The following is a 24,965-nucleotide window of genomic DNA, read 5'->3' as shown; positions in this document are numbered from 1 at the left end:
GAGGGGCTGACATTTATCAGACAGAGTATCTATTTCAGCTTTTGGTGCTGTCTAGAAATAAAGGGAAAGTTGTTTCAGGCGAGGACATCACTTTTGCAAAGATGAATGAGAGGTGTCCCTGCCTGAATATTTGCTTTTCTAGAATTGAATGTTTAGAAATCAAATGAGGTTTGTAGATAATACGTTTGTGGCGCGCCTACATACATTCCACCGACTTGATCCGCTGAACGTGTGTAGTATTCACGGTCAAATAGGTTCTTCACACCGAAGCCCACTTTGAGACCATTGAGTTGTGTGTTGGAAAAATCATAGGATGCCCGAACACCCACTAAACCATAACCAGGAATGTTGCCATAGCGTCCAGTAGCATCATGGGTGCCCGATGCGGTTTGACCAGATTGACCGTAGAAATTAGTGTTTAGTGTCCATTGATCAACTTTATAGTCTATTCCAGCATTACCTACCCATTGTGAATAAAAGTCGAGATCTTGTCCTTTGTTTTCCCCAGCAGATGCGGTTGCTTTGGTGTAAGTGGTATTGGCATATAGCGAAATACCGCTGAGTTCGTCACTGATTGCACCGAGATTATATTTAAATCCGAACTCAGCCCCTTTGTGTTCAGTGGCACCTAAATTTGAGTAAGTTTGAGTTGCATCATCTCGTTTTAATTCATCAGCAAAATCAATATAAAACAGGGTGAATTCTAGGGATAGATATGGGTCTAAATAGTGTGTACCAATTTCATAATTATTGGCTTTTTCAGGTTGTAAGCCTTGCATGGTCAGATAGGCACCTGACGCATTGGTATTGGCCATTTGGCTATATTGTAGTGGTGCAAAAGATTTACCGTAGTTTGCAAAAATATTCCACAAATCATTGGCTTTATACATGACTGAAAAGCTTGGTAATACTGCATCATAGGATTTTTCAGCATGTACTCCGTTGAGTACCGATGCATCTTTATTTAATTTGTACATATTTTCGGTGGTTTTGATTTTCTCAAAACGAACACCAGGAATCAGAGACCATGCACCCACATCTGTGCGGTTGTCGATGAACAATGCATGTGCATCTGTTTTCCCGTCTGCTTTGGTCCAAGCATATTCATTTGTAGGGCCTGTGACCGTGTTATAGCTTGCACGATTAACTGCTTCTTCACTGGTTTCATGTAGATAGCGATAGCCCACAGAAACTTCATTTTCAGTAGTCCCAAATTGGTACGCATGCGAATACCGTGGCTCGATTGCCGTCACTTTATAATTACGTGGCGCCGTTTGGTACAGTTTTGATCCACTACGTTCCATTCCTGCATCACGGAAGGTGTCAGTGTGATAGGCCAAAAGCTCAAAGGCATTGTCATCTTTTTTATAGCTGTATTTAACTGAACCGTCAGTACGATGCCCTTTCATATAATCATGATTGCGCAAGGACTGATATGGATTTTCAGCAAATTGAGCAGGGGTTAAACCTCCAGGCATATCTACATCTGCATCGTAGCGGTGTAGATTGGCTTCAATTTTTGCATATTCATCTATTGCATAAGCTGCTTTTAAGCGAATATCGTTGATGTCAGAGTCATCATTTTTATCGCGAAAACCCTCTCCATTAACGCCAGAATATAACAGCGCTAAGCCTAAACCGTTGTCTAAGGTTCCACCCACAAATAAGTTGGGGTTAAATTTTACATGACCGTTTTCTGCAATTTCTGTAGTGAGGTCTACCGTTCCAGCAAAGGTTTCAGGAATTGTACGCGAGTTAAAGTTAATAATCCCGCCTACATTTTGTGGCCCAAAGCGAACAGAGCCCGCGCCACGCACCACGTCGATACTTTCAATATTGCCTAAACTAGTGGGTGCTAAGGAGAGTTGTGATTGACCATAAGGGGCAAACGAAAGTGGAACACCGTCCACGAGTACCTGTGAGCGTGGTGAAAACCGTGACGTTAAACCACGGACACCGATGCTTAACGATGCATCACTCCCTGCTGTTCCTGCATTTTCAGGAGCTTGAATACCAGGCACAGTGCGTAAAGCCTCTTTGACAGAAGTTACGCCTCGGTTAATCAACTCATCACGCTGAATGACTGTACGCGCTCCAGCATGATTTAGTACTTTCTGTGCATTGGCTTCATCTAACCAGTTGCCTTCGGCTTGCACAGTTATCGGGTTAAGCGTCACAGTAGGGTCTGTATCGGCTGCATAAAGTATGGAGGGAAATAAGCAGAGTGTGAGGACTGATTTTTTGAAATGAGGGAGTAACACAAGAGATCCTTAAAATGATGTATAGGTGAAATATGAAGAAAATATGGAGAATTTGTAAGTTTGTGAAATGATAAGCTGACTAGCGAAATCTGTAAATGATAATCGTTTGCTTTTTATTCAAGTGTTATATAAAAATTATTAGAATAAAGGGAATAGTGAAAGCACTTAAAAGTGAGGCGGCAATCTATACAAAATTCTTTTCTGAAAGGGTTCTGTAATATCAAACAGGCTGACAGTTTTCTAGAATATGAATACAAAAAGATAGATAAAAACGGTGGCTAACATTTGAGTAAAAATTGAACTTATTGCTGAGTTTAGCCTAAAAAACCAATGGCTTTCACTAGGAGGCCATTGGTTTTAGTGTATGTTGAATTTTGCTCAATCTGACATTAGTTTAACATTACAGATTGTTGGTTAAGTCCGCCTGAGTGTTGTCAGATTTATCTTGAGCATGCTTTCCCCAGTTAAACTTCTGTGCACAGATGCCTAATCCAACAATAAACAATGCAAGTAAACTGGTATAGGTTACTTCTTTGAAATAAGTGCCTTCAACCAACATGGTAATAAGTGCGCCAATAATAAAGAAGATTGCAAGATACGTGAGCCAAGGGAATAACCACATTTTGAAGTCAATTACTTTTCCTTCAGCTTCTAATTTCTTACGCATACGTAGCTGAGAGAAAGCAATAGTGAGATACACGTATAGTGCTGCTGTACCTGTTGCTAGCATGAAAATATCATAGACATTCATGCTTTCAGTTGCAGTGAGGTAAGTGGCTACTAAAGCGAATATTGATGAGATCAAAACGCCCATCCACGGACTACCATTACGGTTGATTGAACCAAAGCTTTTCGGTGCATCACCACGTTTAGACAGTGAAAACAGCATACGTGAACAGGTATAAAGTGCAGAGTTAAAACAGCTACATACTGAAGTGAGTACCACGAAATTTACAATGTGTTTCGCTTCAGGAATACCAAGTGCTGACAACGTTACGCTATATGTTCCCCAAGTTGGATCTTTTAACAGCGGGTTGTTATGTGGAATCAGGCAAACGGTAATGAACATTGAACCCACATAGAACAGCATAATACGCCATACAACCGAGTTAGATGCTTTACGGATTTCTTGAGCAGGATTTTGTGACTCTGCCGCAGCGACAGTGACAATTTCAGCACCAATATAGGCAAACATTACCCCAAGCAAGGCAGTAATAACCGCAGAAAAGCCATTTGGCATGAAACCTTCTGCTGTTAAATGCGTCATACCTGCTGCGCCACTTTGACTCCAAGGCCATAAATGCATGATTGCTAAGCTACCAATGACCAAGAAAATAACAATCGCGATAACTTTAATCAGTGCAAACCAGAACTCAAATTCACCGTAGTTTTTAACGTTTTGTAAGTTCACTAAGACCAAAGACACAATCACTAAGAGCATGTAGCCCCAGATTGGCATAAAGGGGAACCAACTGTTGAGAATTTTACCTGCGACATAAGCTTCCCAACCCATGAGTAGTGCCCAAGAGCACCAATATAGCCAGCCAATGGTAAAACCAGCCCAACGACCAATCGCACGATCAGCGTAGGTTGAAAATGAGCCACTATCTGGATTGAGAACAGCCATTTCACCCAGCATGCGCATGATTAATAGGATGAGTAATCCGCCAAAAGCATAAGCCAGAACTGCAGCAGGACCTGCTGAGTAAATGACATTACCCGAGCCAATGAAGAGTGAACCACCAATTACACCAGCAATCGAGATCATTGTGAGATGGCGTGACTTAAGTCCATTTTTTAAGCCCTGAGATGCATCCGGCACAGAGGTATGTTGAGGTGCTTCCATATAATTTTCCTTAATTTTAAGGATGTAGTTTCAAAATGGGGCGAAGCCTTTTTCGCACTACTCATCCTGTAAAACTGTAACCGAATTCTCAAAGGCTTTATCAATATTAAGGTAAAAATTGATAAACCTGATGTTTCTAGCAATGCGCGAAAAATCACACTTTGGTTACAAAACGGTTACATGTTGTTTATGTATGCACTTAATTTCTCTTTTTTGTTCTAAGGAAACGAGAGCCATTTTTTAGCATTTGAAAGGAGCCAATTACATAGAATATGTGAAAAGTCGCAGAACCAATCTTTACTCTAGAGGGAAGAATTTATAGAATGAAGCAGCAGAGTTGGGTCTTGTCACTGCTGCTTTAGTCGTAGATGGATTAAGCGACTTGTTAGTTTAACTTTATAATTTATAATAAAAATATTAGTTAAGTGTACGAATGCCTGCATTGCGTAGACACTTGAGTAATACGCCAAAAGCCACCAATATTTCTTGCTCACTGACACAAGCAAAGCCCAATAACAGCCCTTTTTGTCGCGTTGAATAATGCTTGGTATAGTATTGCGATAGTGCGCGAACTTTCACCCCTTGATCAAGCGCATTGCTAGCAATCACCACATCATCTATAGCACTTGGCAGTTTTAAAATCAGATGTAAACCTGCTGCGGTATTATATTCATGTAGGAAATCTGCACCGAGATGGCGTGTAATTAGATCAATGAGAAAAGCATGGCGCTTACTATACAGCAAGCGCATACGGCGAATATGTGCTTCATAATGCCCTTCACGAATAAACTCAGCTAGCACTTTCTGATCAAGCAAATGTCCACCGCGATACAGCTCCGATGCCACAATGCGCAAGGGAGAAAACAGCTTTTTAGGTACGACCAAATAACCAATCCGCAAAGCAGGGTATATGGTTTTGCTGAAGGTTCCCATATAAATCACTGGTGCATCTGGCTCCAAACCTTGCAATGAGGGAAAGGGTTGTCCTGAAAAACGAAATTCACTGTCATAGTCATCTTCCACAATCCAACTTTTATGTTGGCGTGCAATTGAAATCAGTTGTTTACGACGTTCTAAACTTAAGTGTGAACCTAAAGGATACTGATGTGATGGGGTCACAAAAATCAGTTTGGGCGGGCGTTTGGGCTCTAGATCAGGAATAATCCCTTCTTGATCAACAGGTAGTGAGCGCAAATTTACCCCATTAATACGCAATATATTTCGTGCCCCCCAATAGGCAGGATCCTCAATCCAGACCTCATCTCCAGGGTCGCTTAACGTGCGTGAAACCAGATCAATGGCTTGATGTGTTCCTTCGGTAATAATGATTTGGTCTGCATCACATTGCACTGAGCGAGCAATTTTGAGGTATTCAGCCAGTTCCTGACGCAGTTCTAAACATCCTCCCGCATTGCTATAAATCAGTCGATTAATTTCAGGTTCACGGCTAAGGCGCATTTGAATTCGACTAAAAATATGATGTGGAAATTCGGTAACGTCAGGTGCCCCGGGTACGAAAGCTCCCCATTGGTAAGGCGATGCAGCTGAATAACCAATCAGATAGGAACCCCGTTGTGACAAGCTGTAATTTTGCTGGATCTTTTTTTCTTGGGCCTGATTTTGGGTGTTTTCAGCTTTGACTAAAAAAGACTCAGGCAGTTTTTCTGCGACCCATGTGCCTTGACCAGTCCGTGCCTCAACATAACCTTGAGCCTGTAATTGCTCATAGGCACTTAGGACCGTATTGCGCGACACTTTAATTTCTTTGGCCAAATCACGCGATGCAGGTAGGCGGGTTTTAGGTGCGAGTACGCTATCAATAATGGCGTTGCGTAAACAGCGAAATAATCGCAATTGTAGGGTTCCGTCGGTATCTTGCTGTAATCGTTGCAGCAAATAATCTCCAAGCAAGCTACGCAATTGGCTCTCTCCTACAAAATCAAAATGGCTCTCGTGAGAGCAATAACCGCAAGTGCAAAATTATCTCGTCAGGCAGCAGTTGTAAAGCATCTTGCTTGTATACATTTGGCGCAAAAGCCCGCGACTTAGGGGGCTGGAAATATACACAACTCGCGTCCAAAGCAAAAGTTTTTTTAGATGATTTCAAAATACAAGCAGGGTTGTTTAAACGTACACATTGAGAAATGCCTACAGGTTTATAGACATTGATTTTGAGCAAGCATGTCGGCGCTTGCATTATAGATAGGATTTAAAAATGAATACCATGGTCAAAGGTCTCACATATTCGGGACAGGGTGAAACCGCTTGGAACAATTATTTAAAACAACTGGACAAAGTAGCGCCTTATTTGGGTGAATTGAGTGAGCGTTTAGATATGCTTCGTCGTCCGAAGCGTAGTCTTATTGTTGATATCCCAGTGATTATGGATGATGGCTCGGTTAAGCACTTTGAGGGGTATCGTGTTCAACATAACCTGACTCGTGGGCCAGGGAAAGGTGGCGTGCGCTTCCATCCAGATGTGAACTTAGATGAGGTGATGGCACTATCTGCATGGATGACCATCAAGTGTGCGGCATTGAATTTGCCTTTTGGGGGCGCTAAAGGCGGTGTTCGTGTTGATCCAACTGAACTCTCTCCACGTGAGCTTGAACGCTTAACGCGCCGTTATACCACCGAAATTAATTTAATTATTGGCCCTCAAAAAGATATTCCTGCCCCTGATGTCGGGACTAACCCGCAAACAATGGCATGGATGATGGACACATTTTCCATGAATGCAGGTTCAACAGTGACAGGTGTCGTGACTGGAAAACCTGTGCATTTAGGTGGTTCTTTGGGTCGTGTCAAAGCGACAGGCCGTGGTGTGTATATTTCAGGGCGTGAAGTCGCACAACAAATTGGTCTAGATTTGGCGGGTGCTCGAATCTGTGTTCAAGGCTTTGGTAATGTTGGTAGTGAAGCTGCCCTGCTATTCCAAGAAAATGGTAGCAAAGTGATTTGTGTACAGGACCACTCAGCGACCCTCTATCAAGAGCAGGGGATTGATGTTCAAAAGTTGATGCAATACTCAAAAGCACACGGGAAAATTAAAGGTTTTGCAGAGCAAGATGAAATTCATACCGCGAACTTTTGGCAGATTCAGGCTGAGATTTTTATTCCTGCTGCGCTTGAAGGGGTAATTGATGCTGCTGTGGCACAAAGCATTCAAACCAAAATGATTTTAGAAGGTGCCAATGGCCCGACATTAACGGAAGCGGATGAAATCTTAGCTGAACGTCAAATTACTGTTGTTCCTGACGTGATTTGTAATGCTGGTGGGGTGACCGTGAGCTATTTTGAATGGGTACAGGATCTTGCAAGTTATTTCTGGACAGAAGAAGAGATTAATCAGCGTATGGATGCGATTATGAAAAATGCTGTATCGGATGTTTGGTTAAAAGCGAGTGTTGCTCAGTGTTCTTTACGTACAGCAGCTTATATTTTGGCGTGTGAGCGAATTTTAATGGCACGTAAAGAGCGCGGCATTTACCCTGGCTAAAATGTGAGAAGGTCAGAGCAATGTTCATCATGTTAATACGAAGTGTTTCTATCGGTTGCTATGTTGAGTTGCAATGGCTCTACACGTAGGTTGATGTTGTAATGGCACCTTTTTAAAAGGTGCCTGTTTTTTATTTTGTAAGCTGTTTATTTTTAATAAATAAAAAAATATTTGGAAAATAATGATGCAGCATACTGGTAAATTGGCTCTCTTCATCTGATAGAAAGTGGCTCTCGTTTAGTACCAATAAAAGCGCAGAATGAAATCAACAACAGGTCCTTTGTATATCAGCAAAAGCATGATATGGACACTGAAATTTTATAAATGTATGAATCAAGAATGAGGATGCAAAATGGACAGTAAACACTCTGCACTGAACGCACGTAAACTACAAGCGACACCTCGTGGCGTTGGTGTCATGTGTCAATGGTATGCGGAGAAAGCAGAAAATTCCACGATTTGGGATGCTGAAGGTAATCAATACATCGACTTCGCAGGTGGTATTGCTGTACTAAATACAGGTCACCGCCATCCTAAAATTATTGCTGCTGTTACTGAACAATTAACTAAATTTACCCATACGGCGTATCAAGTCGTGCCGTATGAAATTTATGTGTCATTGGCTGAGCGTATCAATGCACGTGCGCCGATTGCAGGTGATGCAAAAACAACATTCTTCTCTACAGGTGCTGAAGCTGTAGAAAATGCAGTAAAAATTGCACGTTCACATACGGGTCGTCACGGTATTGTGACTTTTGGTAATGGCTTCCACGGTCGCTCATTTATGACCATGGCAATGACAGGTAAAACTGCACCGTACAAGCGTGATTTTGGTGTGATGCCAGCAGGTGTTTTCCATGCACGCTATCCAGTAGAGTCAAAAGGCATTACTGTAGATGATGCAATTCAAAGCATTGAAGACATTTTTGCAGAAGATATTGCAGCACATGATGTTGCTGCGATTGTGCTTGAACCAGTTCAAGGTGAAGGCGGTTTCAATGTTGTTCCAGCAGAATTCTTAAAGCGTTTACGTGCTTTGTGTGACCAACATGGTATTTTGATTATTGCAGATGAAGTACAGTCAGGTTTTGCGCGTACTGGTAAATTGTTTGCGATGGACTACTATGAGACTAAAGCAGATTTAATCACAATGGCGAAAAGCCTTGGTGGTGGCTTCCCAATCTCTGGCGTAGTAGGCCGTGCTGAAGTGATGGATGCACCAAACCCAGGTGGTCTAGGTGGTACTTATGCAGGTAACCCTGTCGCAGTTGCTTCTGCACATGCGGTACTTGACGTAATTGAAGAAGAAGGTCTTTGTGAACGTGCAAATGTATTGGGTGCAGAGTTGGTTGAAGTGCTAAACGAACTTAAACAATCTTCTTCTATTGTTCAAGATATTCGTGCTTTAGGCTCAATGGTTGCTGTTGAATTGGAAACTGCTGATCAAGCTAAAGCGATTCAAAACTATGCAATGCAAAATGGCTTGCTTATTTTGACCTGTGGTCGTTATGGTAATGTGATTCGTTTCTTATATCCTTTAACGATTCCTGCAGAGCAATTCCGTGCTGGCTTAAACATTTTAAAACAAGGTTTTGCACTTTCTGCTGCAGCATAATTGAAGAGTAATGACTATGCTTCAAGCGCAATATAAAGATTTATTACAGCATCCAGATATTCGTTTTGATATGCCTGAAAATGGCGGTTACATCGAAGTGAAAGATGCAGCAACACATGACACGTTGGCATGGGTGAAATCCCATGACCGCGCGTCAGTTGAACAAGCGATTGCACGTTCGCAAGTGGCGCAAACCGCGTGGAAAGCACAAACTGCGCTACAACGTGCTGATGTGCTTTGGGCTTGGTTTGACTTGATGCAGGAAAATAAAGAGTCATTGGCTCAGATTTTGACTGCTGAACAAGGTAAACCTTTGGCTGAAGCACGTGGTGAAATTGGCTATGCGGCTTCATTTATTCGCTGGTTTGCAGAGCAAGCTCGTCGTATAGATGGTGATATTTTAGCACCAACACTACCAAATCAGCGTTTGTTGGTCATCAAACAAGCCATTGGCGTTACTGCTGCAATTACACCGTGGAACTTCCCTGCGGCAATGATCACACGTAAGGCAGCGCCAGCAATTGCAGCGGGTTGTTCAATGCTTGTGAAACCGGCAGAGCAAACACCTTTGACAGCTTATGCTTTAGAGGTATTGGCACTGCGCGCGGGTTTACCACAAGATGTGTTATTGCATATCAGTGGTGACGCGATTGAAGTCGGTAAAACATTGTGTGAAAGCGACACAGTGAAGAAGTTAAGCTTCACGGGTTCAACGCAAGTTGGCCGTATCTTAATGCAGCAATGTGCACCAACCATCAAAAAACTGTCTTTAGAGTTAGGCGGTAATGCACCTGTGCTAGTGTTTGACGATGCTAATCTTGAGCAAGCAGTACAAGGCATTATGGCCAGCAAGTTCCGTAATAGCGGACAGACCTGTGTTTGTGCCAATCGTATCTATGTGCAAGACGGTATTTATGATGCATTGGTTGAAAAGTTGACAGTTGCTGTTGCGAATTTAAAAGTTGGTGATGGTCGTATCGAGACTTCAACCCAAGGTCCTTTGATTGATGAAGCAGCGATTGAAAAAGTTCAGTCACATATTGCAGATGCCATCAGTAAAGGGGCACAGGTTAAAACCGGTGGTCAACGTTCAAGCTTAGGTGGTACTTTCTTTGAACCGACACTTTTAACAGAAGTGACACAAGAGATGAAAGTCTCGAAAGAAGAAACCTTTGGCCCATTGGCACCGCTGTTCCGTTTTAAAACGGAAGAAGAAGCGATTCAAATGGCCAATGACACCGAATTTGGTCTGGCAACCTACCTATTTACCCAAAACACAGCACGTCAGTGGCGTGTTGGTGAGGCGCTTGAGTACGGTATGGTGGGCATCAACACGGGTGCGATTTCAAATGAAGTGGCTCCATTTGGTGGTGTGAAGCAGTCTGGCTTAGGGCGTGAAGGCTCTAAATTCGGTATCGACGAATATCTCGAAATGAAATATTTGTGCGTGGATATCTCTGTTTAAGTACGTCTAGCAACCATCAGTTAAAAAATCAGCCTTGCCCATTCAAGGCTGATTTTTTTTTATGGGTGTATATTAGGGAAGAGTCGATTTATTTTAAAATAGTACCTAGTGAAGCAACTTCAAAAGCCAAATCAATAAAGTTCACTACACCTTTATATAACGTGTCTTCTTTTCTTTAATCGGTCCAAACATATAAGTGACTTTAAACTTTATAGGTAGACAGTAAAATACTGGTTTCAGTGTTATAAATCCCTGAAATATTTCGGATTCGTTCTAAAATTCGATCAAAATTTTCCAAGCTATCAGACTTCAATTCGACCAATAAATCCCACTTGCCATTGGTACTATGCAAGGTATGCACAGCAGGGTCGATTCTGAGCTCTTTGACCACTGCACTGGTCTTGGTGCCTTCCACCATAATATTCATCCAAGCACGGATACTATTTTTCTCAGCGCCCGGTTTAATCCGTACGGTATAGCCTGTAATCACACCACTGGTTTCCAGATATTCAATACGCTTTTGTACGGTATTTCGAGAGATATGGAGCTTGTTCGCAATCTCGGTAATCGAGATACGGGCATTGTCTTGTAGTAAGCCGAGGATTTGACTGTCCGTATCGTTCATTTTGACTTTTCCTGTTATCAATTTGATGAAATTTATTTCATTTTAATCAAATTTACAACTTTTTGGGCGCAATTTGATTTTTCATACTATGCGTATTGAGAAGCACTCTAGTGAGCGTTACATCGAGCTGAGGCGATGTGTTCTATAGGAGGTGTCTCATATCTATTTAATGGATTTGATTCAGCAAATTTTAAAGGGAAATATCATGTCTTTGTCATATGAAATGGACAATAGTGGCGCTTGGCAGACCTATCTTGCACAGATTAACCGTGTTGCGCCATATCTGGAAGACGACTTAATTCCATTCATCAACACTTTAAAGCGTCCAAAGCGCGCTTTGATTGTTGATGTGCCAATTGTGATGGACGATGGTTCAATTCAGCACTTCGAAGGCTATCGTGTACAGCACAATTTGTCACGTGGACCTGGTAAAGGCGGTATTCGTTACCATCCAGATGTTGAACTCAACGAAGTCATGGCACTCTCAGCGTGGATGACAATTAAAACTGCGGTTTTAAACTTACCGTATGGCGGTGCTAAAGGTGGTATCCGTGTAGACCCTCGCAAGTTGTCTCCACGAGAACTTGAACGTCTGACTCGTCGTTTTACCAGCGAAATTAGCCCAATCATCGGCCCACAAACTGATATTCCTGCTCCAGATGTAGGCACCAATGCAGACATTATGGGTTGGATGATGGACACCTATTCAAGCATTAAAGGTCATACCGTAACAGGTGTAGTAACAGGTAAGCCTGTGCACTTAGGTGGCTCTTTAGGTCGTGTCCGTGCGACGGGCCGTGGTGTGTTTGTGACAGGTTTAGAAGTGGCTAAGAAAATCAATCTTGCACTTGAAGGTAGCCGTGTAGCGATCCAAGGTTTCGGTAACGTGGGTAGTGAAGCTGCATACTTATTCTACAAAGCCAATGCGAAAGTGGTGTGTGTACAAGACCACACAGGTACGATCTTTAACGCAGAAGGCATGAATGTTAAGCAGTTACAGGACTATGTTGCGATTCATAAAGGTGTAGCAGGTTTCCCTGATGCCACTTTAATTGAAGACGAAGCATTCTGGACAGTGGACATGGATATTTTAATTCCTGCTGCTTTAGAAGGTCAGATTACCGCTGAACGTGCGCAACACTTAACTGCAAAATTGGTCTTGGAAGGTGCGAACGGTCCAACCTATCCAGATGCAGAAGACATTCTGTTAGAGCGTCAAATCACGATAGTCCCAGATGTACTGTGTAACGCAGGCGGTGTAACTGTGAGTTACTTCGAGTGGGTTCAAGACATGGCGAGCTATTTCTGGACAGAAGAAGAGATCAATCAGCGTTTAGACAAACTTATGGTGTCAGCAGTTGAAGATGTTTGGTTCACTTCGAGCGAAAAGCAGTGCAGCCTTCGTACAGCGGCATACATCTTGGCATGCCAACGTATCTTAAAAGCACGTAAAGAACGAGGAATTTTCCCAGGTTAAGGGGGAGTTTCGTGCCCTTCGGGGCACATTCAAGACAGAACAACATCAGATTTATTAAGGAAGAACAAACCATGAACCAGAATAGTCAACCTACTCGCCAAGATTTTAATCAGTATATGGTGCCAGTTTTTGCACCCGCTCAGTTTATTCCTGTGCGTGGCGAAGGTTCTCGTTTGTGGGATCAGCAAGGTAAAGAATATATTGATTTTGCAGGTGGTATTGCGGTCAATGCACTTGGGCATGCTCACCCTGTGGCGGTTAATGCTTTGGTCGAGCAAGGTCAAAAGCTCTGGCATATTGGCAATGGTTATACCAACGAACCCGTACTGGCACTTGCAAAACAATTGGTCGATAACACCTTTGCAGACAAAGTGTTCTTCTGTAACTCTGGTGCAGAAGCCAATGAAGCGGCTTTGAAACTTGCGCGCAAAGTGGGCCTACTTTCAGGCTCGGCGCGCAAAAATAAAATTATTGCATTCAAAAATGCTTTCCACGGTCGTACTTTATTTACGGTTACGGCTGGTGGTCAACCGAAATATTCACAAGACTTTGCACCGCTTCCAGAAGGTATCCAGCACTTACCATTCAATGACTTAGATGCAGTACGTGAAGCAATTGATGCAGACACTTGTGCAGTGATTGTTGAACCAATTCAAGGTGAAGGTGGTGTAATTACCGCAAATCCTGAATTCTTAAAAGGCTTACGTGAACTGTGTGACCAGCATGGTGCTGTACTGATTTTTGATGAAGTGCAAACAGGTGTGGGTCGTACAGGTGCTCTATATGCCTATATGAACACTGATGTGACTCCAGACATTTTAACCACAGCCAAAGCTCTCGGCGGTGGTTTCCCAATTGGTGCGATGATCACAACTGACAAATATGCCAACATGTTTGTGGTGGGTGACCATGGTACGACTTATGGCGGTAACCCCTTGGCATCTGCCGTAGCAAATGCGGTATTTGGTTTGATCAATACCCCAGAAGTGTTGAATGGTGTACGTACACGTGCGCAAATTTTTGCTGACGGCTTAAACCAGTTAAATGCACGCTATGGCTTATTTGAAGAAGTCCGTGGTCAAGGTTTATTAATTGGCTGTGTACTGAAAGCTGAATATGCAGGCAAAGCTAAAGACATCGTGACTTTGGCGGGCGAAGAAGGCTTATTGGCGCTGGTTGCAGGTCCAAATGTTGTTCGTTTTACACCATCATTAATTATTCCAGAAGCAGATATCGAAGCCGGTTTACAACGCTTTGAACGTGCGCTCGCGCGCTTTGTTGGCGCGTGATAGGCCACTGGTTATGATGATTGTTAGACATGCAGAGCATCGAGATTTAGATGATATCTACATTCTGGCGGGGAAGTCTGGCATTGGCCTGACTTCTTTACCCCAAAATAAAGAGATCTTATCGGCTCGTATTGCACGCACGCAAAAGACCTTAGCGGGTCAGGCAACACCGAGTGAACAGGGCTATTTATTTGTTTTAGAAGATACCTTGTTACAGCGTGTGGTTGGCGTTAGTGCAATTGAAGTTTCAGTGGGTTTAACTGAGCCTTTCTATAACTACCATGTGGGCAAACAAGTCCATGCCTCACAAACTCTGAATGTTTATAAAACCTTAAACACGCTGTTTTTAAGCAATGACCATACCGGTTGTAGCGAACTCTGCACGCTGTTTTTAGACCCAGAGTATCGCAAAGACCAAAATGGAAAACTGCTGTCGAAGATTCGTTTTCTGTTTATCGCTGCTTTTAAACAGGCTTTTCAAAATAAGCTGATTGCGGAAATGCGTGGTTATTCCGATGAAAATGGTCGTTCGCCATTTTGGGATGCTTTAGGCCATCACTTTTTCAATATGGATTTCTCGACTGCGGATTACCTCAGTGGGATAGGGCAAAAAGTCTTTATTGCGGAGTTGATGCCACGTTTTCCTGTGTATATCGACTTGCTGCCGATGGCTGCGCAACAAGTGATTGCACAGGTTCATCCGCAGACGGTTCCAGCCTCTCGTGTGTTGGAGTCAGAAGGGCTGTGTTACCAAGGTTATGTCGATATTTTTGATGCAGGCCCGACACTTGAAGCCGAAGTCAGTAGCCTGCGTGCTGTCAAAGACAGTCACACTTGTGCAGTGAAAATCGTCGATAGCGTTCCAGATGATGCAGGGCGTTATTTGGTGGCAAATGATCGCTATCAAGACTATCGCGCGATTTTGATTCAGCACGCGGCTGAGTCGGACAGTTTAAGTTTAACGGTAGAACAAGCGCATGCCCTTGGTGTGCAAGCAGGGCAAAGCATTCGTATGTTGCCTTTAGATAAGATGGAGCAAAAATAATGTCACAAGGGAATCTATATATAAACGGGACATGGTCTCCAGCGCAAGGTGCGGCATGGGACAAACTCGATCCTGTTACGCAAGAAACAATTTGGCACGGTGCAGAAGCGACAGCTGAGCAAGTTGAACAAGCTTGTCAGTCTGCACGTGCTGCCTTTGCTGCTTGGGCACGTCGCCCTTTAGCTGAGCGTCTTGAAATTATTCAACGATTTGCCAGCTTGTTAGAACAAAACAAACAACAGCTTGCAACGATTATTAGTCGTGAAACCAGTAAGCCGATTTGGGAAACGTTGACTGAGGTTCAGTCGATGATTGGTAAGGTAGCGATTTCAGTGCGTGCTTATCACGAACGTACAGGTGAAAGTCTGACGGAAATGCCAGATGGTGCAGCGTCTTTACGTCACCGTCCGCATGGTGTGTTGGCTGTATTTGGCCCGTATAACTTCCCAGGTCACTTACCCAATGGTCACATCGTCCCTGCGCTGATTGCAGGCAACACTTTGGTCTTTAAACCAAGTGAATTGACGCCGTGGACTGCGGAAGAAACGGTCAAGTTATGGCAAGAAGCGGGTTTACCTGCGGGTGTGTTGAACTTGGTGCAAGGTGGTCGTAGCACAGGCGAGGCACTTGCACAGTCACATGAAATTGATGGTTTGTTATTCACAGGCAGTGCCAATACAGGTTATCACCTGCATAAACAATTGGCTGGTGCTCCAGAAAAAATTCTCGCTTTAGAAATGGGCGGTAATAACGCATTAATTATCGACGAGATTACCGATATTGATGCGGTGGTGAATTTAACCGTCCAATCTGCCTTTATTTCAGCGGGTCAGCGTTGTACCTGTGCACGCCGTTTAATTATTAAAAATGGTGCTGTAGGCGATGCCTTCATTCAACGTTTGGCTGAAGTCAGCCGTAACTTGGTGGTGGGTCAGTGGGATGCTCAGCCACAACCGTTTATGGGTGGTGTGATTTCATTGCATGCTGCACAGCAAATTTTACAAGCACAACAACGCCTGATTGATTTAGGAGCGCAAGTTCTGCTCCCTGTGACTCAAGCGGATGCCAACAGTAGCTTGTTAAGTCCAGGTCTTTTAGATGTGACCCATGTGAGTGATGTACCCGACGAAGAATATTTTGGTCCATTGAGCTGTATCTATCGTTATGACCACTTTGATGAGGCTTTGGCACTAGCAAATGGTACTCGTTTTGGATTGTCGGTGGGTCTAGTTTCACCTGACCGTGCGCTGTTTGATCGTTTATTGATTGAAGCACGTGCAGGCATTGTGAACTGGAACAAACCATTAACAGGCGCATCAAGTGCTGCACCCTTTGGTGGTGTAGGTGCATCAGGAAACCATCGTGCCAGTGCTTTCTACGCCGCAGATTACTGTGCATGGCCAATGGCATCACTGGAAAGTCAGCAGGTAAGCCTACCTGAAAAATTATCGCCAGGCATTGTGCTGTAAGTCGACAGAATAAGGGAGTTTAGAAATGTCAGGCTATGAAATTAATTTTGATGGTTTAGTCGGTCCAACACACCACTATGCAGGATTGTCATTCGGAAACGAGGCATCTACCAAAAACCAAAATAATCTTTCCAACCCGAAGTTGGCTGCCAAGCAAGGTCTGTTAAAGATGAAAGCTTTGGCCGACATGGGCTTAAAGCAGGGTGTATTTGCACCGCAAGAACGCCCTCATGTCCCGACTTTGCGCAAATTGGGCTTCCGTGGGGATGATCACAGCGTGATTGAACAAGCGATGCGTACCTCACCTGCATTATTATCCGCGTTAAGTTCAGCATCCTGTATGTGGACTGCCAATGCGGCAACGGTTTCACCGTCGGCGGACAGTGCAGATGGTCGTGTGCATTTTACTGCGGCGAATTTAAACAATAAATTCCACCGTTCGATTGAACATGACACCACATCGCGTGTTATGGCAGCGATGTTTAACGATGAACGTCACTTTGCCCATCACGAAGCGCTGCCACCTGTGGCATTGTTTGGTGATGAAGGCGCGGCGAATCATAACCGTTTAGGCGGTGCTTATGATCAGGCCAGCGTGCAAGTGTTCGTTTATGGTCAGCAGTTCCTCGGTGGTGGTATTGGCCCGAAACGCTATCCTGCACGTCAATCCTTAGAGGCGAGTGAAGCCGTAGCACGTTTACACCAGCTCAAAGCGGAACAAACGGTATTTATACAGCAGCATCCCGATGTGATTGACCAAGGTGTCTTCCACAACGACGTGATTGCGGTGAGTAACCAAAACGTCTTGTTCCACCATCAGCATGCATTTTTGAATCAGTCTGAAGCATTGTCAGAAATTCGCGAAAAAATGGCGCGCTTGGGTCAAGAATTCGTCTCCATTGAAGTGCCTGATCAGCGTGTTTCTGTGAAAGATGCGGTCAATACGTATTTGTTCAATAGCCAATTACTCACCCGTGCCGATGGCGGGATGAGCATTGTGGTGCCTGAAGAATCACGTCAAAACCCAGCAGTGTGGGGTTATTTAAACGACATGATCCAAATGGGTACGCCGATTGACGACATCAAGGTGTTTGACCTACGTGAAAGTATGCGCAATGGCGGTGGCCCTGCATGTTTACGTTTACGTGTGGCGGTGAATGAAGCAGAGCTGAATGCAATCAACCCAAACCTGTTCATGAATGATGCCTTGTTTACCCGTTTAAACACGTGGGTCGACAAGTACTACCGTGACCAGTTGGCGCAACAAGATTTGGCTGACCCGCAATTACTGATTGAAAGCCGTACTGCGTTAGATGAATTGACGCAAATTTTGAACTTAGGTTCGGTGTATCACTTCCAACGTTAAGCAATCGTGCAGGGAAAGCAGATGATAGATTTTCTAGGTGATGTTTTAAAACAACGTGTCCCGACTGTAGCACATGGCGTACAGCATGATTTTCGTTGGGAATGGTTGGCTGAAGGTGTTTTATCTTTTACGCCACAACAGGCTTATGAAAAAGCAGTCGTGCTTTCCGCGGGTGTGCATGGCAATGAAACTGCGCCAATCGAGTTGTTGGCGCAGCTGAGTCACGATTTGTTTGCAGGGGCATTAGAGCTCAAGGTTAAGTTATTGCTGATTTTAGGGAATCCTATCGCGATTCGCTCGGGGCAACGCTATGTTGAAAATGATATGAACCGCATGTTCTGCGGGGCCTATCAACAATTTACCGACACAGTTGAAGCGCAGCGGGTGGCGGTCTTAGAACAGATCGTCACCGCTTTTTTTAATGATAGTCCAGCTCAAGTACGACGCTATCATTACGATTTGCATACCGCGATTCGCCCATCTTTGTTGCCGACTTTTGCCTTATTTCCTTATCAAACCCATGACTATGATGCTGCGATGTTAGACAGCCTAAACGCTGCGGAATTGGATGCCTTAGTGTATCACAATGCTGTAGGTCGTACTTTTACACACTTTAGCAGCTCTCAGTTTCAAGCGGCCAGTTCGACGCTAGAACTTGGTCATGCTAAACCCTTTGGACAAAATGATTTGACAGCATTCGCTGCGATTAATTATGTGCTTCGCGCCGTGGTGAGTGAGCAGTCCTTACCTGTACGCCAAAAACAAGCAATTCAAACTTTTCGAGTCGTTGATTCGATCATCAAAACTGAAGAAGACTTCCAACTGAATTTGGCAGATGCTGCGCCTAATTTTTCTGTGTTTGAAACTGGTGCTGTCATTGCCTTACAACAGGGCAAACCGTATGTGACTGCACCAGAGCAGGTTCGGATTTTGTTTCCGAATACTCAAGTGAAAAAGGGATTAAGAGCAGGGCTGATCTTAACTGAGGTTTATTCAGGATGATTTTAGTCAATTTATTAAATGTGCTGATGGTGGTTTATCGAACTTAAGTCGTTAAATTAATTTTCAATGGAATTGAATATATGGATATTGTTAAAAATATTAATTCAATATTTTTATCTACTGATTATAAGGTAACTTATGGTTGGTGGATTTTTTTGCGTTTATTATTTATTAAGTTATTGTTTTTTAATAAAAAATATTTGAATTTGGCATAGGTTTTGCAAGTCGTGTAAACATTATTTAGTGGCTGATAAAGGATTAACTCTACTGGCTCTGAATAGTAAAAATTAATGTTATTGAAAGATAATATGTAGCTTAATTTGGACTGAAATGAAATAAGAAATTATTTTAACAAAGTCCCATATTTACACCCGTTGGGCTGTAAATTGGAGTAAAAATATGATGAATGGAAAACAAGCCCATCAACAAAAAGAACCTTTAGAAGGTGATTTATTGGGTGGACATCATTACGAGTCAGTTGAGGAAGAACAACTGCAACGCTCACTAACCAATCGTCACATTCAGATGATTGCGATTGGTGGTGCGATTGGTACAGGTCTCTTTATGGGATCGGGTAAGACGTTGGCTGTGTCAGGTACATCCATTATTCTGACCTATTTAATTATTGGTTTCTTCTTCTTCTTCGTCATGCGTGCGATGGGGGAGTTACTGCTTTCCAATACCAACTATAAATCTTTTGCTGATTTTGCAACGGCATATTTGGGTCCATGGGCAGGCTTCTTTTTAGGGTGGTCGTACTGGCTTAGCTGGATTGTCACTGCAATTGCCGATGTGATTGTTATTGGGGGCTATGCACAGTTTTGGTATCCTGATCTCCCCGCATGGATACCCGCTTTCACCTCAATTGCCATTTTGACTTTGTTGAATTTCGTTGCTGTAAAGTTATTTGGTGAAGTCGAGTTCTGGTTTGCTTTAATCAAGATTATCGCAATTATTTTATTCCTATGTGTTGGTATATATCTCATTACCATTGGATTTGTCTCTCCAGATGGTGTCAAAGCGTCGTTAGCTCATGTGGTTGAGAAAGAGTCTTTGTTCCCATACGGTTTAACTGGCTTTTTAGCAGGGTTCCAAATTGCAGTATTTGCCTTTGTCGGCATTGAATTGGTGGGTACTACTGCGGCAGAAACCAAAGATCCGCATTATGCTTTACCACGTGCGATTAACTCGATTCCATTACGTATTTTATTGTTCTATATCGGTGCTTTGGTTTGTATTATTGCAGTCACTTCTTGGTCACAAATTTCTCCAGATAAAAGTCCATTTGTTGAAATGTTTACCTTAATTGGTTTGCCTGCGGCAGCCAGTATTGTCAACTTTGTGGTGGCAACCTCTGCCATGTCTTCTGCGAATAGTGGTGTGTTTGCGACCAGCCGTATGTTGTTTGGTTTGGCTGTAGAAAAAGATGCACCGAAAAGTTTTGCCAAACTGTCGAAAAGTAAAGTGCCTGTGCTGAGCCTTATATTTTCAATGTTCTGTGTAGTGGTAGGAACGTCGATTCTGTTTATTGTGCCGAATGTCATGACAGCATTCATTATCATTTCAGCCTTTACTTCTATTCTATGTATTTTTACTTTTGCCATGATTATTTTGTCGTATCTGGCTTATCGTAAAAAAGACCCTGAATTACATGAGCAGTCGGCGTATAAAATGCCAGGTGGTCGATTTATGGCATGGTTTACCTTGTTATTCTTGATCTTTGTGGTGGCGATTTTAGCACTAGATCATGACACCATGATTTCATTGGCATTCTCCCCACTTTGGTTTATTGGCTTAGGTATTGCTTATTACTATAAAACGAAAAAATATGCAGAGCGCAGTTGGATTTTGACCCATGGTCGCCGCATTGAGCATGATGATATGCAAGAAAATAATTAGTGAAAAGTGAGAGAGGGTATTTACCCTCTCTTTTGTTATAACGATGAAGAGGGTTTTATTTTGAAAAAGTCGACATTATTTGCTTGTATGTTAGGTGCAGGGCTGTTGAACATCAATAGCAGTTTTGCAGCGCCTTTATTAACCACGCATATTTCAGCCAGCCAATCAGCCGCGCCTCAGGCCAATGCTTGGGTTGAAATTAATGTGCAGGCCTTTGAGCAAAATATTCAGACTTTGCAGCAGCAATTACAAGACAAAAGTCAAATTTGTGCGGTCATGAAAGCTGATGCGTATGGTCACGGGATTGAACTGTTGATGCCGAGTATTATGAAGCTGAATGTACCTTGTGTGGGGATTACTAGTAATGCCGAAGCGGCAATGGTACGTCAGTCTGGTTATCAGGGACGCCTATTAAGACTACGTGCAGCCACAGACCAAGAGATTCAAAATGCGGCTTCTTTAAATATGGAAGAGTTGTTGGGCAATTATGAGCAAGCACAACGTATGTCGCAGTGGGCAAAACAACAGGGTCTAACCATTAAATACCATTTAGGTTTAAATGCAGGTGGTATGGACCGAAATGGTTTAGAGCTGAATAGTGAAATGGGCAAACAGCAAGCGCTACGTATGACTAAATTAGCCAATCTAAAACTGGTGGGGATTATGACCCACTACGCAGTAGAGGATGAGCAATATGTGCGTGACCATCTGGCGGTGTTTAACCAGCAAACGGACTGGTTGATTAAAAAAGCCAAATTAAAACGTGAAGCGCTGACTTTACATACCGCAAATTCTTTTGCGACCTTAACTGTTCCAGAGTCACATTTAGATATGGTTCGTGCGGGTGGCGTGATTTATGGTGACAGCCTTCCAGATCGGGTCGAATATAAAAAGCTGATGGCCTTTAAAACCCAAGTGGCAACAGTTAATGCCTATTTAAAAGGCACAACAGTCGGCTATGACCAAACCTATACCTTGAAGCGTGATTCGCTGTTGGCGAACTTACCACTTGGCTACTCAGATGGTTATCGACGTGCCTTTAGTAATAAAGCCTATGTGCTGATTCGAGGCCATAAAGTGCCTGTAGTTGGACGAACTTCTATGAATACCACCATGGTAGATGTCACGGACTTTCCTGATATTCGTGCCAATGATGAAGTGGTGCTCTTTGGTCAGCAAGGTGCTGAAAGTGTCAAGCAAAGCGATTTAGAAGAATACAATGGTGCCTTACTAGCAGATGTTTATACCATGTGGGGTAATTCTAACCCTAAGGTTCTGGTACGGCACGATTAATAAACGACCATTGTTCGGTATGCTTGGAGATAACTTAAACCTACCGATAGTTTGAGTTGAGCGACTATTCATCGCCTTTTTAAAGGAGCGTCTGGTTGTTTATACAGAGTGAATGAGTCAATTGAAGGCAGTACATATTGAATGATGTGCTGTCTTTTTTCATGGCTGTATTTGATGATTTTTGGTTAGAGAAGCTGAAGCCTTGAGGGATGTTGGCCTGCTCTCAATCAATTTTAAAATAGTGTAATTCTTCTGATTTTAAATGTTTTAGATCGTCTGAACGTTGTTGATTTTACATTTACAACACGAATGTAGTGATGAAATCTGCACTGAACGACAAAAAGCAAAAAACGATTTTTTGAACAACCTTCTCCATTCCAAAAATAAAAGCAAATACTATTTGTAAATAATAATCTAATTGATTATTATTCGCATCCACATAGTCTTCCTATCTCAATTATCTTTATAGGTCTCAGGCATTGAGGCTCTGGAAAAATAAATTGAATTAAGAGTAATGATTATCAATATCATTTAATAAGTGGGTTTAACCGCATGAGTATGAATCAATACCAGTCGCAATTTTCGGGCGACGAAGCTAAAATTTTGAACTTACGACCTTGCTATTTATCACTATGTTTAGCTGTTTTAATAACTACAGGTTTCAGCTCAAACAGCTTTGCACAAGAGAATGTCTCTGTTTCAACCTCTCTCCCTAAGATCACAGTATATGCTGAACATGAAGATCAGGCGCCTGTTTCAAAAACCTCAATCAATAGAGACAACCTCGACAAGACGGGGGTAACCGATATGGCAAGTATCGTGAAATACTTGCCTCTCGTTCACGCTCCATTTTCGGTTGCAGGCAGTGGAACTTTTTTTGATGGGTCTGGTACAAGTAGTTATAACATTCGTGGTATTGATGCCAATCGTATTGGTTTAGATATTGATGGTGTAGATATAGCTGAAGCAACGGTTAGCTCTTATATTCCACCTAATAGTATGAGTCAACGTGGCGCTGGTCGTGACTATATTGAACCTGAAATGTTTACATCAGTAGATATCGTTTCAGGAACAACAGATGCATCAACCGACGGTATTGGTGGGCGAGTCTCATTTAAAAATAAGTCTCCAGAAGATTATTTGGTGGATGGTAAAACTATCGCGGGGACTGCCAAAGTAGGGTATAGCTCTGCGGATGAAGCGTGGTTAAGCTCTGTGACGGGCGCGGTAGGTAATGACGAGCTTAAAGCCTTAGTGGCTTATGCACATCGTGATGGGCATGAAACAAAACCTAACTCTAAAACCAAAGCATTTCCGACCGATTGGAAGTCTGATGCTGTATTGGGACGAGTACTGTGGACGTTATCCGATCAGCATCAATTTAATTTGACTGGGGACTTTTACCGCAAAACTGCCGATACTACAGGTATTAGTGCAAGTTTATTTAGCAACTATAAAAGTGATGCCACCCAACAGCAAGATATTGACCGTACCCAATTTAGCTTAGAACACATTTACAAACCTGCAAACTTTGCTTTGTTTGATCAGTTGAAAAGTAAAATGTGGTATCAAGAGTCAAATAATGAAACTGATACATCATTCATGAACAGTGCGACAGTCGCACGTGACTTTTCAACGACATATAAAGAAAAAAATACAGGGATTAAGTTTGATGCACTGAAGCGTTTGAGCAATCAAACTCTAAAATATGGATTGGCGGCAGACCAGAAAGATTATTCGAGTACTAAAGTGGACTTACGTAATGGCTCGAAATTGTCAACACTCTATCAAAACGGTTATTTACTTGATTCTGAGCTCAAACGTTATTCTGCTTACCTCTCTGATGAGATCCGTTTAGACCTCTTAGGGCGTGATTTAACTTTAACACCATCAGTTCGCCTTGAACGACAAGAGTATCGCCCGGACTCTTCTGCATATAGTGATGTGCAAGATCGTGATTTTAGTTATGTTTCACCTGGTTTTTCAGCAGGTTATCAGTTTAATCCAGAAAACTATAGCTATTTTAAATACACCCGCGGTACACGTATTCCTTCGCCAACAGAGATGGGCGGGATTTATCAAACCACGGCAGCTAATCCAAGCTATATCGTGATTGGTAATTCAAACTTAGATAAAGAAACCAGTGATGCGTTTGAAATTGGACTGAGAAATACTTCAATTGACGGTATAAAGTTTGATATCACAGGCTTTTATACGAAGTATAGCGACTTTATTGATTATTATAATTATGGCTATACAGCACAGTATACTAATGGTTATTACCGTGCAGAAAACTTAGCCAATGCCACAATTTGGGGTGGTGAGCTGTCTACGCGCATAGATCTAGGCCAATTTATTTCAAACTCAGATGGATTTAGTTTGGCATTAGTAGCCGGAAAAACGAAGGGAACTGCAAAAAATAAAGATGGTTTGAAAACTGGTGTGAACTCGGTTCAACCTGAAAAGGGAAGTTTAACTTTTGCTTATGATAACCCCAATAAAGTCTTTGGTTTAGGTCTAACTGCAACAGCAGTCGGGGACAAAATTGCGTCCAAAGATGTCACGACTTATCAAGATGATGTTGCGTACCAACGTGTTGCTGGCTACACCATTTTTGACTTATCTGCTTACTGGAATATCAATAAGTTCACCAAAGTGAATGTAGCTTTTAACAACATCTTTGATAAGACCTATTGGGATTACTCCGCAGTTGGCACCATCACAGGAACGAATCAAGCCAGTTTAATAGATCGCGCAGCCGAATCAGGTCGAAATATTGTCGCAAGTGTTGAATTTAAATACTAAATTTCAAAG

At 42.7% G+C, this 24,965-nt stretch carries 16 protein-coding genes; 12 read left to right on the top strand and 4 right to left on the bottom strand.

What is annotated here, in order from left to right:
* Nucleotides 1–152: 152 nt before the first annotated feature.
* The 3 genes from B9T36_RS06330 to B9T36_RS06320 all read right to left on the bottom strand — a co-directional run bounded on the left by B9T36_RS06330 (nt 153) and on the right by B9T36_RS06320 (nt 6,027).
* Complete coding sequence (locus B9T36_RS06330) at nt 153–2,261, bottom strand: TonB-dependent receptor family protein (RefSeq protein WP_086208666.1); 2,109 nt, start codon at nt 2,259–2,261, stop codon at nt 153–155.
* 400 nt (nt 2,262–2,661) lie between these two features.
* Nucleotides 2,662–4,107, bottom strand: a complete 1,446-nt coding sequence (locus B9T36_RS06325) for an amino acid permease (RefSeq protein WP_086208665.1) — start codon at nt 4,105–4,107, stop codon at nt 2,662–2,664.
* Nucleotides 4,108–4,524: 417 nt separating this feature from the next.
* Nucleotides 4,525–6,027 (bottom strand): PLP-dependent aminotransferase family protein, encoded by a 1,503-nt coding sequence (locus tag B9T36_RS06320; protein WP_086208664.1) that lies wholly within the window; start codon nt 6,025–6,027, stop codon nt 4,525–4,527.
* Nucleotides 6,028–6,322: 295 nt separating this feature from the next.
* Between B9T36_RS06320 and B9T36_RS06315 the strand changes: the two genes are divergently transcribed.
* From B9T36_RS06315 to B9T36_RS06305, 3 genes are all read left to right on the top strand, one after another.
* Nucleotides 6,323–7,606, top strand: coding sequence for a Glu/Leu/Phe/Val family dehydrogenase (locus tag B9T36_RS06315; protein WP_086208663.1), 1,284 nt, complete (start codon nt 6,323–6,325; stop codon nt 7,604–7,606).
* A gap of 352 nt (nt 7,607–7,958) precedes the next feature.
* Nucleotides 7,959–9,221 (top strand): 4-aminobutyrate--2-oxoglutarate transaminase, encoded by a 1,263-nt coding sequence (gene gabT, locus B9T36_RS06310; protein ID WP_086208662.1) that lies wholly within the window; start codon nt 7,959–7,961, stop codon nt 9,219–9,221.
* Nucleotides 9,222–9,237: 16 nt separating this feature from the next.
* The gene (locus B9T36_RS06305) at nt 9,238–10,686 is read left to right on the top strand and encodes an NAD-dependent succinate-semialdehyde dehydrogenase (RefSeq protein WP_086208895.1); all 1,449 of its coding nucleotides are present in this window, start codon (nt 9,238–9,240) and stop codon (nt 10,684–10,686) included.
* A 202-nt stretch (nt 10,687–10,888) separates the two neighbouring features.
* Here the strand turns inward: B9T36_RS06305 and B9T36_RS06300 are convergent, their stop codons facing one another.
* Nucleotides 10,889–11,311, bottom strand: a complete 423-nt coding sequence (locus B9T36_RS06300) for an Lrp/AsnC family transcriptional regulator (RefSeq protein WP_086208661.1) — start codon at nt 11,309–11,311, stop codon at nt 10,889–10,891.
* Between the two features lie 202 nt (nt 11,312–11,513).
* Here B9T36_RS06300 and B9T36_RS06295 point away from each other — a divergent pair, with 202 nt between their 5' ends.
* The 9 genes from B9T36_RS06295 (at nt 11,514) to B9T36_RS06255 (ending at nt 24,956) form a co-directional block, all read left to right on the top strand.
* The gene (locus B9T36_RS06295; RefSeq protein WP_171248480.1) at nt 11,514–12,788 is read left to right on the top strand and encodes a Glu/Leu/Phe/Val family dehydrogenase; all 1,275 of its coding nucleotides are present in this window, start codon (nt 11,514–11,516) and stop codon (nt 12,786–12,788) included.
* Between the two features lie 71 nt (nt 12,789–12,859).
* Nucleotides 12,860–14,077: an aspartate aminotransferase family protein gene (locus B9T36_RS06290; protein WP_086208660.1), complete on the top strand. Its 1,218-nt coding sequence runs from the start codon at nt 12,860–12,862 to the stop codon at nt 14,075–14,077.
* A gap of 13 nt (nt 14,078–14,090) precedes the next feature.
* Nucleotides 14,091–15,122 carry an arginine N-succinyltransferase gene (astA, locus tag B9T36_RS06285; RefSeq protein WP_034171394.1) on the top strand — a complete coding sequence of 344 codons (1,032 nt, stop codon included), beginning with the start codon at nt 14,091–14,093 and terminating at the stop codon, nt 15,120–15,122.
* Nucleotides 15,122–16,591 carry a succinylglutamate-semialdehyde dehydrogenase gene (gene astD / locus B9T36_RS06280; protein ID WP_086208659.1) on the top strand — a complete coding sequence of 490 codons (1,470 nt, stop codon included), beginning with the start codon at nt 15,122–15,124 and terminating at the stop codon, nt 16,589–16,591. Before astA ends, astD begins: the two co-directional genes overlap by 1 nt.
* Before the next feature lie 25 nt (nt 16,592–16,616).
* On the top strand, nt 16,617–17,957 hold the full coding sequence (astB, locus tag B9T36_RS06275) for an N-succinylarginine dihydrolase (RefSeq protein ID WP_086208658.1): 1,341 nt from the start codon (nt 16,617–16,619) through the stop codon (nt 17,955–17,957).
* A gap of 21 nt (nt 17,958–17,978) precedes the next feature.
* The gene (astE, locus tag B9T36_RS06270; RefSeq protein ID WP_086208657.1) at nt 17,979–18,959 is read left to right on the top strand and encodes a succinylglutamate desuccinylase; all 981 of its coding nucleotides are present in this window, start codon (nt 17,979–17,981) and stop codon (nt 18,957–18,959) included.
* 399 nt (nt 18,960–19,358) lie between these two features.
* The gene (locus tag B9T36_RS06265; protein WP_086208656.1) at nt 19,359–20,858 is read left to right on the top strand and encodes an amino acid permease; all 1,500 of its coding nucleotides are present in this window, start codon (nt 19,359–19,361) and stop codon (nt 20,856–20,858) included.
* 60 nt (nt 20,859–20,918) lie between these two features.
* On the top strand, nt 20,919–22,151 hold the full coding sequence (gene alr, locus B9T36_RS06260) for an alanine racemase (RefSeq protein WP_086208894.1): 1,233 nt from the start codon (nt 20,919–20,921) through the stop codon (nt 22,149–22,151).
* A gap of 558 nt (nt 22,152–22,709) precedes the next feature.
* Nucleotides 22,710–24,956 (top strand): TonB-dependent hemoglobin/transferrin/lactoferrin family receptor, encoded by a 2,247-nt coding sequence (locus B9T36_RS06255; RefSeq protein WP_416202555.1) that lies wholly within the window; start codon nt 22,710–22,712, stop codon nt 24,954–24,956.
* Nucleotides 24,957–24,965: the final 9 nt, after the last annotated feature.

The organism is Acinetobacter sp. ANC 4204, assembly GCF_002135205.1.
Lineage (GTDB): Bacteria > Pseudomonadota > Gammaproteobacteria > Pseudomonadales > Moraxellaceae > Acinetobacter.
Note: the sequence above shows the minus strand (reverse complement) of the source record. Positions and strands in the feature narration are given on the sequence as shown.